Origin of the sequence: Thalassotalea sp. Sam97 (assembly GCF_041379765.1) — a bacterium.
GTDB classification, from domain to species: domain Bacteria; phylum Pseudomonadota; class Gammaproteobacteria; order Enterobacterales; family Alteromonadaceae; genus Thalassotalea_A; species Thalassotalea_A maritima.
Window position 1 is genome coordinate 1955970 of record NZ_CP166919.1, and the last position, 15854, is coordinate 1971823.

The 15854-nt window shown below is 45.6% G+C and carries 14 protein-coding genes; 5 read left to right on the top strand and 9 right to left on the bottom strand.

Annotated features, from left to right (window positions below):
* Positions 1-258: 258 nt before the first annotated feature.
* Positions 259-2655 carry an RND family transporter gene (locus ACAX20_RS08855; protein ID WP_371185532.1) on the bottom strand — a complete coding sequence of 799 codons (2397 nt, stop codon included), beginning with the start codon at positions 2653-2655 and terminating at the stop codon, positions 259-261.
* 3 nt (positions 2656-2658) lie between these two features.
* Complete coding sequence (locus ACAX20_RS08860) at positions 2659-3636, bottom strand: WD40/YVTN/BNR-like repeat-containing protein (protein WP_371185534.1); 978 nt, start codon at positions 3634-3636, stop codon at positions 2659-2661.
* A gap of 182 nt (positions 3637-3818) precedes the next feature.
* Here ACAX20_RS08860 and ACAX20_RS08865 point away from each other — a divergent pair, with 182 nt between their 5' ends.
* The 3 genes from ACAX20_RS08865 to ACAX20_RS08875 all read left to right on the top strand — a co-directional run bounded on the left by ACAX20_RS08865 (position 3819) and on the right by ACAX20_RS08875 (position 7322).
* Positions 3819-5042, top strand: a complete 1224-nt coding sequence (locus ACAX20_RS08865) for an acyl-CoA dehydrogenase family protein (protein ID WP_371185536.1) — start codon at positions 3819-3821, stop codon at positions 5040-5042.
* Between the two features lie 9 nt (positions 5043-5051).
* Entirely contained in the window at positions 5052-6083 is a 1032-nt protein-coding gene (locus ACAX20_RS08870) for a 2Fe-2S iron-sulfur cluster-binding protein (RefSeq protein ID WP_371185538.1), read from the top strand.
* 78 nt (positions 6084-6161) lie between these two features.
* Positions 6162-7322 (top strand): helix-turn-helix transcriptional regulator, encoded by a 1161-nt coding sequence (locus ACAX20_RS08875; protein WP_371185540.1) that lies wholly within the window; start codon positions 6162-6164, stop codon positions 7320-7322.
* A 122-nt stretch (positions 7323-7444) separates the two neighbouring features.
* Here the strand turns inward: ACAX20_RS08875 and ACAX20_RS08880 are convergent, their stop codons facing one another.
* From ACAX20_RS08880 to ACAX20_RS08910, 7 genes are read right to left on the bottom strand one after another with little or no spacing between them, the layout of a single operon-like run.
* A complete protein-coding gene (locus ACAX20_RS08880) occupies positions 7445-8236 on the bottom strand; it encodes an enoyl-CoA hydratase (RefSeq protein ID WP_371185541.1) in 792 nt (263 codons plus the stop codon).
* A gap of 15 nt (positions 8237-8251) precedes the next feature.
* On the bottom strand, positions 8252-9019 hold the full coding sequence (locus tag ACAX20_RS08885; RefSeq protein ID WP_371185542.1) for an SDR family oxidoreductase: 768 nt from the start codon (positions 9017-9019) through the stop codon (positions 8252-8254).
* Positions 9020-9021: 2 nt separating this feature from the next.
* Positions 9022-10050, bottom strand: a complete 1029-nt coding sequence (gene dmpG / locus ACAX20_RS08890) for a 4-hydroxy-2-oxovalerate aldolase (RefSeq protein WP_371185543.1) — start codon at positions 10048-10050, stop codon at positions 9022-9024.
* A 10-nt stretch (positions 10051-10060) separates the two neighbouring features.
* Positions 10061-10978 (bottom strand): acetaldehyde dehydrogenase (acetylating), encoded by a 918-nt coding sequence (locus ACAX20_RS08895; protein ID WP_371185544.1) that lies wholly within the window; start codon positions 10976-10978, stop codon positions 10061-10063.
* Positions 10979-10993: 15 nt separating this feature from the next.
* Positions 10994-11785 (bottom strand): fumarylacetoacetate hydrolase family protein, encoded by a 792-nt coding sequence (locus ACAX20_RS08900; RefSeq protein WP_371185546.1) that lies wholly within the window; start codon positions 11783-11785, stop codon positions 10994-10996.
* Between the two features lie 10 nt (positions 11786-11795).
* Positions 11796-12593, bottom strand: a complete 798-nt coding sequence (locus ACAX20_RS08905) for an SDR family NAD(P)-dependent oxidoreductase (protein ID WP_371185548.1) — start codon at positions 12591-12593, stop codon at positions 11796-11798.
* A complete protein-coding gene (locus ACAX20_RS08910; RefSeq protein ID WP_371185549.1) occupies positions 12590-13582 on the bottom strand; it encodes a flavin reductase family protein in 993 nt (330 codons plus the stop codon). Before ACAX20_RS08910 ends, ACAX20_RS08905 begins: the two co-directional genes overlap by 4 nt.
* A 262-nt stretch (positions 13583-13844) precedes the next feature.
* Between ACAX20_RS08910 and ACAX20_RS08915 the strand changes: the two genes are divergently transcribed.
* Together ACAX20_RS08915 and ACAX20_RS08920 are read left to right on the top strand one after the other, a co-directional pair.
* The gene (locus ACAX20_RS08915) at positions 13845-15284 is read left to right on the top strand and encodes an aldehyde dehydrogenase family protein (protein WP_371185551.1); all 1440 of its coding nucleotides are present in this window, start codon (positions 13845-13847) and stop codon (positions 15282-15284) included.
* 353 nt (positions 15285-15637) lie between these two features.
* Positions 15638-15841: a hypothetical protein gene (locus tag ACAX20_RS08920; RefSeq protein WP_371185553.1), complete on the top strand. Its 204-nt coding sequence runs from the start codon at positions 15638-15640 to the stop codon at positions 15839-15841.
* The last annotated feature ends 13 nt before the right edge of the window (positions 15842-15854 follow it).

Consider the following 15854-nt stretch of genomic DNA (forward strand, 5'->3'; position numbering starts at 1 on the left):
ATCGTCCTAATGGACGAGGTAAAAAACAGTCAATGCGACATCGAATGAACCACTAAAAAACCCTTATTATTCAAGGGTTATGGAAAGACCACGCAAAATTTAAAATAAGAGTATTTACTCAAATTTAGAACATCAGTTTTATAAAAAAAGCGTAAGTGGCAACAACCAACTTACGCTTTTATCTTACTGTTTTATACTGTGGTTTTAATGTGAAGCTTAGCGTCTATACGCGCTACTCTACATTATTGCGCTATATAATTAAGACGCAGCCTGCGCCGTTTGCACATTTGCTTCTTTGGCGTTTTTCGCTACCGTCGATTTTGCGCCTACTCGCAAGAAGTACGCCAATGCCGGTAACAAGAATATCGCACCTAATACGTTCACCAAGAACATAAACGCTAGCAAGATGCCCATATCGGCTTGGAACTTCAGTGCTGAAAATGCCCAAGTACCAACACCAATCGACATGGTAACCGCGGTAAATACCGCTGCCGTACCACGCAGACGCATCGCTTCGTAGAACGAATCACGTAATGCAAAACCTTGACGCAGTTTATATTGCATGGTTTCGTACAGGTAAATACCATAGTCAACACCAACGCCAACTCCTAAGGCTATCACTGGCAAGGTCGCAACTTTTAAGCCAATGTCTAAGGTTGCCATCAAGGCATTACACAAAATACACACTAGCATCAGTGGCGTGATAACACATAATACGCCACGCCATGAACGGAATGTGACTAAACACAACAAGGTGATGGCGGCAAAAATAGAGATTAACATCTGCGCTTCTGCTTTCTCTACCGCAATATTGGTTGCAACGGCGACACCGGCGTTCCCCCCAGCCAGTCGAAATGTCACACCCGGCACATCAATTTGCGCTAAAACATGGTTGATTTCGCCAACAACGTGCTTCAAGGTCGCATCTTGATGATCGTTTAAAAACACCATCATATTGATGACGTTACAGCTGCTATCATTCAGGCCATTATCAGGTGATGCCGCTCGCGAACCCGCTTGCAAGGCATTTTGGTCGCGATGCAAGGTACTCCACAATGGATTACCTTCATTGTTACCACCAACAAACAGTTTCGCCATACCCGCAACGGTTTGTACCGACTGCACACCATCAACACCACGCATGTAAAAGTCAAAGCGATCGACCGCATTCATGACATCCCAATCTAAGCACGCTTGTTCGCGATCACCCGTTTCAACATAAACCGACAACACATCCATGCCAATTGCGTACGACTGAGTTATTTTGTCGTTATCTAAGTTATAGCGCGAATCACTGTGTAATTCTGGTACACCGCTACCAATATCACCGGTTAACAAAAAACGTGACTGCCAAGTACCTAGTGCGAGTAAACATAACATCACCGCTATCGAATAGCTCGCGGCCCGCGATTCAGTCAATGCAGATAAGCGCCACCAAATGGGGTGTTTATCATGATCTTTTGCGTCTGCTTTGCGAACCTTTGCCTCAAGAGTTAAGTGAGATAACAAAATCGGCATAAACATTTTGTTGGTGATGATCATCAACGCCACGCCTAAACACGCCGTTACCCCTAACTCGTGAACAATCGGAATATCGATGATCATGATCACCATAAAGCCAAGCGCATTGGCAAGCAATGCTACAATACCCGGGATGGCGAGCTTTTTAAATGCGGTTTCTGCCGCTTGCTGTGAGCTTTCGCCCATCAACACATCATGCTTCCAAGTATTGGTCATTTGAACGGCGTGTGAGACGCCGATCGAGAAAATCAAGAATGGCACCAGAACCGACATTGGATCGATACCATAGCCAATCACAGGTAAAATACCCAATAACCAAATAACCGGTAATAAGGCGACAACAATTGCTAGGCTGGTTAATTTTAATGACTTTGAATACCAAAGCAGTAATAAAAAAGTGATCACAAACGCTAGCACGAAAAACATCAGTACCGATGTTAAACCTTCCATAACATCGCCCATCACTTTAGCAAAACCAATAATGTTCACTTCAATATTTGCGCTTTCAAATTGACTGCGGATATTTTCGAGATGACTGGCAACTTCAGCGTAGTCAATACGCTCACCAGTTTTCGGGTCTACGTCGAGCAACTCCGCTTGAATCAAGGCTGAACGTACATCATTGCCAACCAATTTACCGATTTGACCTGATTTATAGACATTAGAACGAACTTGCTTTAGACCCTCTTCATCAGCAACAAACCGCGATGGGATCACCACGTTACCAGTAAAACCAAATTCGTTGATTTCAATGTAACGGACCTCTGGGGTATAAATAGAGCGTACCGTGGTACGGTTAACACCTGGTGTGAAGAACACTTCGTCAGTAGCTTTTTGCAATGCCTTCATAAATTCAGCATTGAATATATCGCCTTCGCCTTGCCAAGCTAGGTTGATTAATACCCGGTTACTGCCGGTAAATGTATTACCGTGATCTTGGAACGCTTTCATGTAGTCATGACTTAGCGGAATGAGCTTATTGAAACCTGTACTAAAGTGGGTATTGAGCGCTGAATAGCTGGCAAGGATTGTCACCAGGGTGAATAATATCCCTAAACTTTTACGAAAACGTAATAGTTGAAACGCACACGCATCAATAAAACGACTTAATAATGATGATGTTTGGTGATCCATAACTTACCCCGTAATGTGAGCCAAGGCTTGCGTTAACGACACGCGTTTTACGCCTTCATTGGTTGCTAATAAAAACTCGTTTGAGCCAAGCGGCAACATGCCAGTGATACTCCAACGCTTGCCACCGTGAATCGGTTGCAACTTTTCGCCATGTGCTGAACTTAAGAAAATGGTTCCACCCTGCCCTGCAAGTAAAATGTGGCCAGACGGCAGTACGTGATGAGCAAATAGTGAAACAGGAATTTGATTTTCTATGGTGCGCCAGTTTTGACCATTGTCATCGCTGATAAAGGCATTGCCGCGCATACCGTAGACTAAAAATGTATCGTCACTAAGATTAAGACCACCATATAGTGAACCGTTGTAGAATGGGTCTATTGATGACCAATTGCCTTGTGCCTCTTTTAAGAAGGCAACACCTTGTTCACCAATAAGCAGCTGCTTGCCAATTTCGCCTGTATTAATCAGCGCATTTAGATGCCAATCGGTGTTTTCTGGTGCAGAAATAAATGACCAGTTGTGACCTTGATCTTGTGATTGGGCAAACATACCAAACGCACCAACGGCTGTAAGCGTACCATCATTATCCAATGATAACGTTAACAATGGATCGTAACGCTCGGCATCAAAATGCACCTCTTGCCAGTTTTTGCCACCATCTTCTGTACGCAGTATCCAGCCTTGATGACCAACGGCTACACCGACGTCGGGCGTGATAAATAACACTTCGGTTAACATTGCAAAACGTGGCTTATCCACATTTGCTTGTTGCCATTGTTGACCGCCGTCATTTGAATACAGTATATGACCTAACTCGCCAATAACGACGATACCGGCGCTACTTTTGGTAATATCGTTAAGACGCATAGTGTTTACAGGTAAGGTGTATGAATCAAGTGGCTGGACGTGTCGAGGGGAGAATGAATAAATCCCGGCCAGTGCTACTGCTGTACAGATGAGTAGACCATACAATAACCGCATAAAATACCTCTAGTATGTGTTGTTACAATTCCTTAACGCACTATCTAGAACTTACCACGCAGCGACATCGTCCATATGCGCTAGAGCAAACACTCAACAAAAAAGGGCTAGTCCGAATTGACGATGATAACCACAATAAATGGCGGAGAATTAGGCATACTTTACTTAAAGAGGAAGCCAGCATGGGTACGTTACCAAATCCAGCAATATTTGATCATATATCAAATGAGTACATGTCTGCTGAAGCACATGAATTGATTAACAAAGCTAAGGCGTTAGCGCCATTATTAAAAGAAAAAGCACGCTTTGCCGATGACAACGGCGGCGTATGTCCTGAAGTCATTCAGGCTATCTCAGATGCCGGATTGTTCCGTATTTTACAGCCCAAGCGCTGGGGCGGTTATGAAATGGACCCGCGCGTTTTCTATCGTTGTCAAATGGAACTTGCCAAAGCGTGTATGTCTACCGCATGGATTTACGGCGTTGTTGGTGTACATTACTGGCAATTATCGCTATTTCCAGAGCAAGCGCAGCAAGACGTATGGAAAGACGATCCTGCGACCTTAATTGCTTCAACTTACATGCCAGTTGGTAAAGCTGAAAAAGTTGATGGCGGTTATCGTTTTTCAGGTCACTGGCGCTTTTCAACAGGCGTTGAACATTGTCAGTGGATTTTCTTAGGTGGTTTATTGCCAAAAAAAGAAGGTTCAGATGAATTGCAACACGTCACCTTCTTATTGCCTAAAGGCGACTATACCGTTAAAGAAAACTGGGACGTATTGGGCCTACGTGGTACCGGTAGTCATGATATCATCGTCGACAACGTGTTTGTTCCAGAGCATCGTACCAACGCCACCAACGATCACAGCGATGCAGCGTGTCCTGGGCGTGAATTAAACGATAACTGGTTGTACAAAATCCCATTTGCTCAAGTATTCCAACGTGCGGTCTCTTCAGCTTGTATCGGTGCGTTAGATGGTGCGGTCAACACGTTTAGAGAATACGCGGCAAGTCACGTTGGTGCTCACGGTAGCGCAACTGCGCAAGATCCAAATGCACAAATGGCGGTGAGTGAAGCGATGATGTTAACCGACCAATTAAAGCTTGTCCTATACCGCAACTACGAGCAAGTAGTACAAAGTGCTGCCCTTGATCAGCAAATGCATGTGGAAGAGCGCCTGTTCCAACGCGCACAATCAGCCTATGTTGCCAAGTCGTGTGCCGAAAAGGTTAATGAAATTCTACGTGCTTGTGCTGCTTCAGGTATGTATAAAGACAACCCTATCGAGCGTTTTTTCCGTGACTTAACGCAAGCACGTGGCCATATTGCCAACAACGCCGATGCCTACCTACGCGCACACGGTGCGGTGATGCTAGGCTTACCAAACCAAGATCCGTTCGTTTAAGGAGTTGGTATGTCTAGTGGCATTTATCAGTCGTTAGAGGTTATAGGAGTTCGGCACGAAAGTGCCGACGCCTGCAGTTTTACCTTTGCAGTACCTGAATCTATGCAACAAGATTTTCAGTACCAAGCAGGGCAATTCCTTACCCTCAAAGTGCCTCATCATGAAGGCGAGTTATTACGCTGCTATTCAATGTGCAGCTCTCCTGTCGTTGATAAGCAGCTGCAAATTGCAGTGAAACGTGTTGTCGATGGTCGTGCCTCTAATTGGTTATGTGACAACCTTGCGGTTGGCAGCCAGCTTGAAGTGATGCGCCCTGCCGGTGTTTTCACGGTAAAAGATTGGAGCAAAGATTTACTGTTATTTGCCGGTGGTAGCGGTATTACCCCAGTATTTTCGATTCTTAAAACCGCGTTAGTACAAGGTAGCGGTAAGGTGCGTTTGGTGTATGCCAATCGCGATGTCGATAGCATTATCTTTAATCACGAGTTAAATGCCCTACGTCAACGTCACCCTGAGCGCCTTGAAGTGATTCACCTACTTGACGCACTGCAAGGTGTACCGTCGGTTGGCTTGCTGCAAGCGCTGTGTTTTGACTATCAACAAGCCGCAGCTTACGTATGTGGCCCAGGTCCTTATATGGATGCCGTTGAAACAGCCTTACACAATGCTGGCGTCAACAAAGATGATATTCATATTGAACGCTTTATTTCGTTGTCATCTGCGCCCAAAGCGGTTGAACCATCAATAAGCACTAACGAGAATGAAAGCGACATTATCGTTGATATTGATTTGTATGGTAATCAGCACACGATTTCTTGTACGGATGGAGAAACCGTATTAAATGCGGCACGTCGTCAAGGCATTGAGCTACCTTTTTCCTGTGAAGTAGGTATGTGTGCCTCTTGCATGTGCGAAATTAAAGAAGGTAACGTTGACTTATTAGAGAACGAAGTCCTGTCAGAACGAGACCTCGAGCAGAAGTTAACACTCAGCTGCCAAGCTGTTCCGACCAGTAAACAGGTAAAACTTCGCTTTACCTAATTGAATTAACCTGCCATTTACCTTATTGTTACCCTGTCGCGAGACATCATAATTATAATGACAATCTGGAAAACAAAAATGGCAGGAATTAACCTACGTATCGAAGAATACGACGATATCATTGGGTTGCTGTATGATGCTGCAATTGATGAGTGCTCATGGGGCGAGCCACTTAATAACATCCGTCACGCGCTACAAGCGAACTATGTGACGCTCATATTAAAGGCACCGCAACCGTTTGATGATAATGACGATTTAGGCCTAATGGTCTTTGTTGGTGGCAACGACGATGGTGATGGTTTCGTAAAATATCAACAATATCAACACACCTTAACTCCGTTTAAAGACAAACAACCCGATAAAATCTATACCGTCAGTGACATCATGTCCGCAGACGAATGGGAAAACAGTAATTACTTCCAACACTGGGTACCTGATGATGTCTATCACGTCATGTCGGTAGATATCGCCACTGAGAACAACGGTCGTTTAGGGTTTCGAGTCACCCGACCACCGGGCACTGAAGATTTTAATGAGCAAGACAAAGCTCTTGCCTATCAGTTGATCCCACACCTGCGCCGTGCACTGAGTATTCACAACCAAATTGACCGCAATTACTCGCTTGGTGTCATGTATTCGCAGGCCATCGGCCGAATGTCGACAGCAACTTTGTTGATTGACCGCAATGGTAAGATCCTCGATAAAAACGTCTATGCGCAAGAAATATTAGACCGCAAGGACGGTTTAAAAATAGTAGGCGGCTCTTTAGAAGCCACCTACCCTAGCGACAATAAGCGTTTACGTGAATTGATCAAGCAAGCCTTTGCCGACTCTATTTCACAACAATCTGCAGGCTTACCGGAAGCGATGTCAATTACCCGCACCTCCAGCGAAGTCAAACTTGGTGTGGTGATCGAACCTATACCGGCAACATCATGGGCTGTCGGCTCTGGCGAACCTACGGCGGTCATTTACATCCGTGATTCGGTGAGTAAAGCCCACACCAGTGCAGATATTGCCAAAAAATTGTTTGACTTAACGCCTGCAGAAACTGCTTTATCGATGCAATTAGCCAATGGTTTATCGTTAGAAGAAGCAGCAGAGGCTTTGGGTGTTAGACGTAACACAGCACGTGCGCATTTGCGTTCGATTTTCTCAAAAACTGGCGTTAGACGACAAACTGAGTTGGTGAGAATCTTCTTGAATTCTGTTGCGGCACTAGGTTATCACGAGGCCTAATAGCCAACGCTGATCACAAGCGCAAATACCTGAATTTAGGTTGGGAGATGGTAACGGTGCCATAATTACATAGTACCGTTACCTAATTTGACAACCGATAATCTTGCCGTCTTTTCGACGAATTACTTACCAGTAAATTTTGGATGCCGTTTTTCGATAAATGCCATCATACCCTCGGTTTTATCCTGGGTGGCAAATAATAACGCATTAGCACGACGCTCTAACGCCATAGCGCTCTCAAGCGAGGCGTCTAAGCCGTGTAAAATCACTTCTTTGATTTGCTCTGCCGCAAGCGGTGGCATATGAGCAATACCTTTGGCCAACTTCAACGCATGCGCTAAGGTATCCTCATCATCACATAACTCGCTAACAAGTCCTGCAACCCAGGCCTCTTCAGCCGTTATAGGCTTACCCGTTAACGCCATATGCATGGCCTTGGCTTTACCTACCGCTCTGACTAAACGCTGTGTACCACCAATACCCGGCATAATACCGATACGGATCTCTGGCTGGCAAAAGCTTGCTGAGCGACCGGCAACGATGATATCAGCCAACATGGCCAGCTCACAGCCACCACCAAACGCATAACCATTAACGGCCGCAATCACCGGCTTAGGGCACTGTTGAATAGGCGCCCAAAGACGTTCGGTGTGACGTTTGTAGATATCTATCGCGGTGGCTTCCACCATCGAGTGAATATCACCACCGGCGGCAAATACTTCTTCACCGCCGGTTAAGATAATACAACGCACATCGTCACGGTTGCCAAGCTCTGTAAACTGCTTTGATAAGGCATTTTGTAAAGTCAAACTGAGTGCGTTAGTGGCATGTGGTCGATTCAGTGTTAGCTGGGCAACACCTTCAACCGGAAAGTCCAATAACAACACCTCAGATTCGATCTCGTTTGCTTCCATGACTTATTACCCTAATTAGAATGATTTAGGACGGATCATGGCGTCCATACCGCCATCGACAAACAATACACTACCATGCACAAACTGCGCATGCTCAGACTGTAAGAATGTCACCGCGTTGGCGATTTGTTCAGGCTCGGTATGCGCCCCCAATGGTGCGACAAAGTTTTTCACCGCGCTGCCAAATACCGGATCTTCTAATGATGCTTGGTGTAATGGCGTTGACACCGCTCCTGGTGCAATCACATTTAAACGCACGCCAAGTTTGCCAAAAGCAACCGCTTGTTGGCGGCAATACGCGGTAAGTGCGTATTTTGACGCCGAATAAGCAATGTGTGGCCCTTGGGTGTCGGTTTCAAGTAAGGTGGCAATACGCTCACGGTCTTGCTCAAGCAGTGCTAAGCTCAACGCATCTGGCGCGGCTAATTGCTGGCTGGCTGCAAACGAGCCAATCACGGTAACCGCTGGCTTATCGCTTTGGGCTAAACGCTCTTTTAAGCCGTCGATTAACGCCACTGCCCCAAAGAAATTTACTTCGGTGATGATGTCATAACGTGGTGCAGTAACACCAACGCCTGCACAGCACACTAAACCGTCGATACGCTCAGCTTTAGCTAATACTTGCTCAACCGCTAACTTGCGACCCGCTTCGGTGCTTAAATCTGCAACCACATCCGCTTCTTGGCGATCAACACTGATCACTTGATGACCTTGTTGTTCTAATTGTTTCTTAACGGCCGCACCAATACCTGATGCTGCACCTGTAATCACTGTTGTTTTCATTATTATTTTCCTTGTCTCGCCTTAGCCATGGTCATTGCCGTATCGTCAATCATATCTTCTTGACCACCAACGGTTTTCATACGACCTAACTCGACTAAGATATCACGTGCTGACACACCATACTCCTTCTCAGCGCGTTGCGCAAATAACAAGAACGATGAGTACACGCCGGCATAGCCTAGTGTTAAGGCATCACGGTCAACACGAATTGGCTGATCCATCATCGGCGTCACTAAATCTTCAGCGACATCCATGATCTTGTATAAGTCAACACCATGGTTTGCGCCCATGCGCTCTAATACCGCAACAAATACTTCTAACGGTGTGTTACCCGCGCCAGCGCCTAGGCCTGCGGCAGAGCCGTCAATACGATTAGCACCGGCATTAACCGCCGCTAATGAGTTAGCGATACTCATGCCTAAGTTATGGTGACCGTGAAAACCAATTTCAGTGTCTTTTGATAGCTCACTACGTAATAAAGCAATGCGTGATGTTACGTCATCAGGCAGCATGTAACCCGCAGAATCGGTACAATAAATACAGTTTGCACCGTAAGATTCCATTAATTTTGCTTGCTCTAGTAATTGCTCTGGTGTCACCATGTGGGCCATCATTAAAAAGCCCACTGTATCTAAACCAAGTTTGGCTGACGCGTTAATGTGTTGTACTGATACATCCGCTTCCGTACAGTGGGTTGCCACACGAATGGTGTTCACACCCAAATCTTTTGCCATGTGCAAGTGATCAACGGTACCGATACCCGGTAACAACAACGCCGATACTTTCGCTTGTTTCAGTTGAGGAATAACCGCTGATAAATATTCTTCATCGGTGTGCGCAGGGAAACCGTAGTTTAATGATGCGCCGCCTAAACCATCACCGTGGGTAACTTCAATGAGCGGTACATTCGCGTCATCTAAGCCTGTTGCCACCGCAACCATCTGCTCAACTGAAATTTGATGACGACGCGCATGCATGCCATCACGTAATGACATGTCGTGCAGGATCACTTTTTTATTTGTAATATCCATGATTAATTCCTTAGTTGGCAACGTTAAGTGCGGTTGAAACCATGCCTTGTTGGAGCATTTCGCCGTACATTTCTGCCGTACGTGTTGCTGCGGCGGTCATAATGTCTAAGTTACCGGCATATTTTGGTAAGTAGTCACCTAAGCCTTCCACTTCCATAAATACCGACACTTTATTGCCGTCAAATACTGGGCCGTTTTTCAATTTGTAGCCTGGTACATAACGCTGCACCTCTTCCACCATGTCTAATATCGAGCGCGTGATAGCGTCTTGATCCGGCGTATCTTTGGTTAAACAGTGAATGGTGTCTCGCATAATCAGCGGTGGCTCAGCTGGGTTGATGATGATTATTGCTTTACCTTTATCAGCACCGCCTACAGACTCTACAGCTCCTGCGGTTGTACGGGTAAATTCATCGATATTTTGACGTGTACCCGGACCGACTGAACGCGATGACACGGTTGCCACGATCTCGCCGTAACTTACCTCTTGCACGCGTGATACAGCCGCGACCATAGGAATGGTTGCTTGCCCGCCACAGGTTACCATGTTTAAGTTTTTCAACTCGGTCATGTTTTGCTTTTGTAAGTTCACTGGTGGTACACAGAATGGACCAATCGCCGCGGGTGTTAAATCGATAACGAAAATACCGTGCGCGTTTAATTTCGCTGAATTCTCTTCATGTACGTATGCCGAGGTGGCATCAAACGCGATTTGAATGTCACCTGGCTTAGTGTTGGCAATTAAACCGTCAACACCATCAGCGGTAACATTAAGGCCTTTGTCTTTAGCGCGTTTTAAGCCATCTGATTCAGGGTCAATACCCACCATCCAACTTGGTTCTAATACCTCACTGCGCAGCAGCTTGTACATTAAGTCGGTACCGATGTTGCCCGAGCCAATTAAGGCGCATTTAATTTTTTGTGTCATGTTAATACCTACTTGTTACGCAACAAAATTAATGCTGCAATCCCCTAACTCTTCAATGGTCATGGTAAATTTATCACCACTGGTTACTGGTATCAGTGGCGCAAGTGCACCGCTGAGAATAATGTCGCCGCGGTTTAGCGTGATCCCGTATTCACCAAGCGTATTGGCAAGCCATGCCACCGCTTGGGCTGGATGACCCTGTACCGCATCACCACGACCAGTGGCAATCAGCTCCGCGTTTTTGTGCATTTTCATCTGCACAGCGGCCAAATCGATATCGTTTGGTGTGATACGTTGCTTACCAATAACAAAAATGCCACACGAAGCATTGTCAGCAACGGTATCAACAATGTTGATTTTCCAATCGTTAATGCGCGAGTCGACAATTTCATAACACGGTGCTACCCATTCCGTTGCCGCTAATACGTCTTCTTTGCTAATGCCCGGACCGTTTAGGTCATGTGCTAAACAAAAGGCAATTTCACCTTCGGCGCGTGGCTGAATAAGCCCCATTTCTGACAAGCTGACACTGTCACCATCAGTGACCACCATGGCATCGGTTAAAAATCCAAAATCCGGTTGGTGAACATTCAGCATGTCTTGTACAGCTTTACTGGTTACGCCAATTTTTTTACCAATGACGCGTTCGCCTTTGTCGTTGCGATGTTGTAAAAACGCCAACGAGATCTGGTATGCGTCATCAATGGTTAACTCAGGATGACGTTCGCTAATGGGTGATAATGGTTGGCTATGTTGTAGCGCTTGGTATAGCTCATCGGCTAAAACTTGGTGTGTGCTTTGCTTCATAACGATTCTTTTAGTTAAAAATAGGTTGTTCGGCGCCACCGTCTACCGCCAAAATTTGGCCGGTGATCCATGACGAAGCATCAGTGGCAAAAAAGCATGCAGCATTGGCAATGTCTTCAACATTACCTATACGCTGCATTGGGGTTCTTTCAGCCATTTGTTCTAACATAGCTTCTGGTGCTACATCCATCAACGCTTTGGTTGCAATTGGGCCTGGCGAAATGGCATTTACCCGAACTTCTGGGGCCAACTCTTGGGCGATATTGCGGGTAAAGTGATCTAATGCTGCCTTAACTGCCGCATAAGCTGAGAAGTTTTGTTGAACAAGCTTTGCCGCAGCAGAGCTGATGTTAATGACATTACCACCACCGCTGTTGATCATGTGAACTTGGCATAGCTGAATAAGGTGTGCCGCTGTGGTCACGTTTAAATCAAAGATATTGCTTAACGTGTTGGTATCAATTTTTGTAAATGGGCATGGACCGCCACCACCGACGGTATTAACCAAATGGGTAATGCGATTAAATTTTGCTAAGGTAAAATTTACCAACGCTTGGCGATCATCTGCATGACACACATCCGCCTGAAATGGCACGGCTAAGTGACCAGTGGCGTTATCGACTTGACTACCAGCAAATTCACGGTTGATCTCATCACATGTCGCTTCAATGTCGGCTAACGTGCGTGCCGTGCACACCACATGACACCCCAGGGAAGCAAATGCTTTTGCAATTGCCTTACCGATGCCTTGACCCGCACCGGTAACTATCGCGACCTTGTTGTCTAATGACTGGTTGGTGATGTTCATTGGTTTACTGCCTTAGCTACATCCCACAAATCGGGTACGCCCGGATCTGTCAGTTTAATAACCTTTTTAAGTAGCAACTTAAGCGCTTGTAACTCACCTTCGCCTAGCGTTTCTTTAATTGACTCTTCTAAACCTTTGGCTGTGGCGATATGCGAAATAGACTCTTGACGACCATCATGTGTTAGTTGGATTAACGCGCCGTCTTCACCTAAGGCAATTAACTGCCGTGCAAACAAGTTGCCTAAATCGTCCATGCTCAGCTCGATATCGGTGTAACGTAAGTATTCATTAAGCTCTGCTAGCGTAAGCTCGCTTTGTACACCCAATACCGACAACACATAAAACTCAAGATCGCTCAATTGTTTTTCACCTGCGCGATCTTTTAAGCCGTGTAGTAACTGAAAGTGACTGCGACCTAACAAATACCCCAATAAGTTTTCGTTATAGGCCGCACTTGAAAGCTCTTCAACGGTTGACGATGACAACGCAACACCTTCATATGGCTTGCGCGCTGTTAGCGCATACTGGCCGCCAACGAACGCCAACGGCGCACTGTCGGTTGTATCAAAAGCCAGTACTTCACCAACAAAGATAATGTGATCACCACCATCGTATTGAAACGCATTACGACATTGCAAACGTGCGGTACAACCAGCCAACAATGGCGCATCGGTAATACCGTGTTCAAGCTCCACGTCAGCAAACTTATCGGCACCTTTTGATGCAAACTTGTTCGACAATGGCTCTTGCTCAACCGATAAAATGTGTACGTTCCAATGCTCAGCGTCGTTAAAAACCGGCACGCTCGCCGCGGTTTTTGCTAAGCTCCATAACACCAACGGTGGCTCAAGTGATACGGAATTAAAACTGTTTGCTGTTAGACCCACTAACTGACCATCGCCAGCCTTTGTGGTAATGATGGTAACACCCGTTGCAAAGCTGCCTAAGGCATTACGAAATGCGCGGGTATCAAAGCTGTTTGCCGCCATAATATACTCCTTTTAGATATAGAATCATTGTCGTTCGTGAGGGTGAATTCTCATCGTTCAAATGGACTAACGGGGATTTTCATGGTCCAAAAGGACGAGGAAAGTAGACAGCAAGGGGGTAATATCGGTAGGCTAGAGCCGCACCGTAACTCAAGTTAGAGACACTCTTATGTGACCTACTTAGTGACCTAACTCATCGAGATGCTTATTTATGCGCTCATGACTTGGTGCCAATGATAATAATAAAGAAAAGAGAAAACGCATGGACACTCATTACAATCAAGATAAACCGGTAACCCCTCTTACAAAACGAGTGACAGAATTAAAAGCGCTAACCCGTGCTGATCTTGTGGTCAGTGTTGCCGAGCGTAAACAACGTATTCAACAAGTTATTGATATGCTTGTTGAAGAAAAGCAAAATTTGGTTGATGCCATTGAGGCCGACTTTCAAGGTCGCCACAAAGCATTTTCAACCATGACCGATATCTTAGGCTGCTTGGCGTCACTTAAGTACACTCGCGATAACTTACATAAATGGGTTGAGCCACGAGAAAAAGAAATGATCGCCCCATACGATCAAATGGGCGCAAAAGCCTATGCCATGGCGCAACCTAAGGGCGTGATTGGTATTCTCGGCACCTGGAACTACCCGCTGTTTACCGTACTGAGCCCACTCGCCTGTGTATTAGGTGCGGGGAACCGCGCGCTATTAAAAGTATCGGTTGCCACGCCACGTACCGCCGAAGCCTTAGCAAAAGCAGCGAAAAAGCACTTAAACACCGATATTGTTGATGTTGTTACAGGTGACTCACAAGTAAGCCGTGATTTTACTAGTCAAGCGTGGGATCACTTAGTATTCACCGGTGGCGTAGCAACCGGTAAAAAAATCATGGCTTCAGCGGCGCAAAACTTAGTACCAGTAACTTTAGAGTTAGGTGGTAAATCACCAGCCATCGTTAGCCAAAGCGCCGACATTAAAGAAGCAGCGCGTCGTTTAGCCATCGCTAAAGGCACCAACAGCGGTCAAATTTGTGTTAACCCTGACACGGTATATGTACCTGAGTCGGCAAAACAAGAATTCATCGATGCCTTTATGGCAACTTACCAAGCACTGTATCCAACCATTACCGGTAACGTCGATGTGGTGCCAGTGATCAATGAAGCCAACGTAGCAAGAATTCAAGGTTACATTGCTGAGCTTAACGACAAATCGGTTGAGCTTTATTACTCTCACGATGTTACTGAGTTTAATGATAACCGCATGCCGATGACCTTAGCCGTGAATCCACCACTGGATACGCGTGTTGCTCAGGAAGAAATTTTTGGGCCAATGGTTATTGTTAATACCTACCAATCCATTGAACAGGTAGTGACGACGTTACAGCAACAAGCCAAACCGTTAGCGCTTTACTACTACGGCCACGATGAAACAGAAAAACAATACGTATTATTAAATACCACCTCAGGTGGTGTCACCGTTAACGATGCGTTAGTACACGCTGCACTGCATGATGCGCCGTTTGGCGGTGTAGGTAATTCAGGTATGGGTCATTACCACGGTGAAGACGGTTTCTGGGAGTTCTCACACAAGCGTACCGTATTTGAAGCACCAGACTACGATTTTCGAGGTGACTACGGCCTACTGCCACCGTACAACGAAAACTTTGCGGCAATGATGGACGCACAAATCACCAAAGACTAAACCCGTCTTCGGCCAAAGCCGTTAACCGATAAGTTTTCAATACGTTAATTAGCACGTGCTCGTCGCAAGCTAATCGCAAACAAAGCCACTGAACGTTATATAATGACTGGAAGTGGCTTTTTTATATGCGAATATCGATCATTGTCCTGTATCACCGTGGCGAATGTAATCGACTTACTACCTGCCTCTAAAAATCACTACTGTATAATCATCAAATAAAAGCCCCAGTTATAACCTTTGCAAAACCTGCATAACTGATAGTTACAAGCGCTGATTAATCTGCCTGTAATAACACGATAAAATTTATCTATTGTTTATTTTTATTACTTTATTTCGGCTTTTTTATGAATCCCATGAGAGAATTTTGTCAGGTTCTGGCGGTTATTTTTCCGTTGACGCTTATTGTTCCTAAACTGATGCAACCTTTGCTTGATATGCTGAGCGTTCAAGCGAGCGACGCCGTAGGCGTATTCCTCGTAGATGCGGTCATAGTGGCCTGTGCGGTCTTTGTATTTCTTCCTTGGTTAAACAAACTCGTAGACCGTTTCAAAGCCTAAACTTACAACCCGA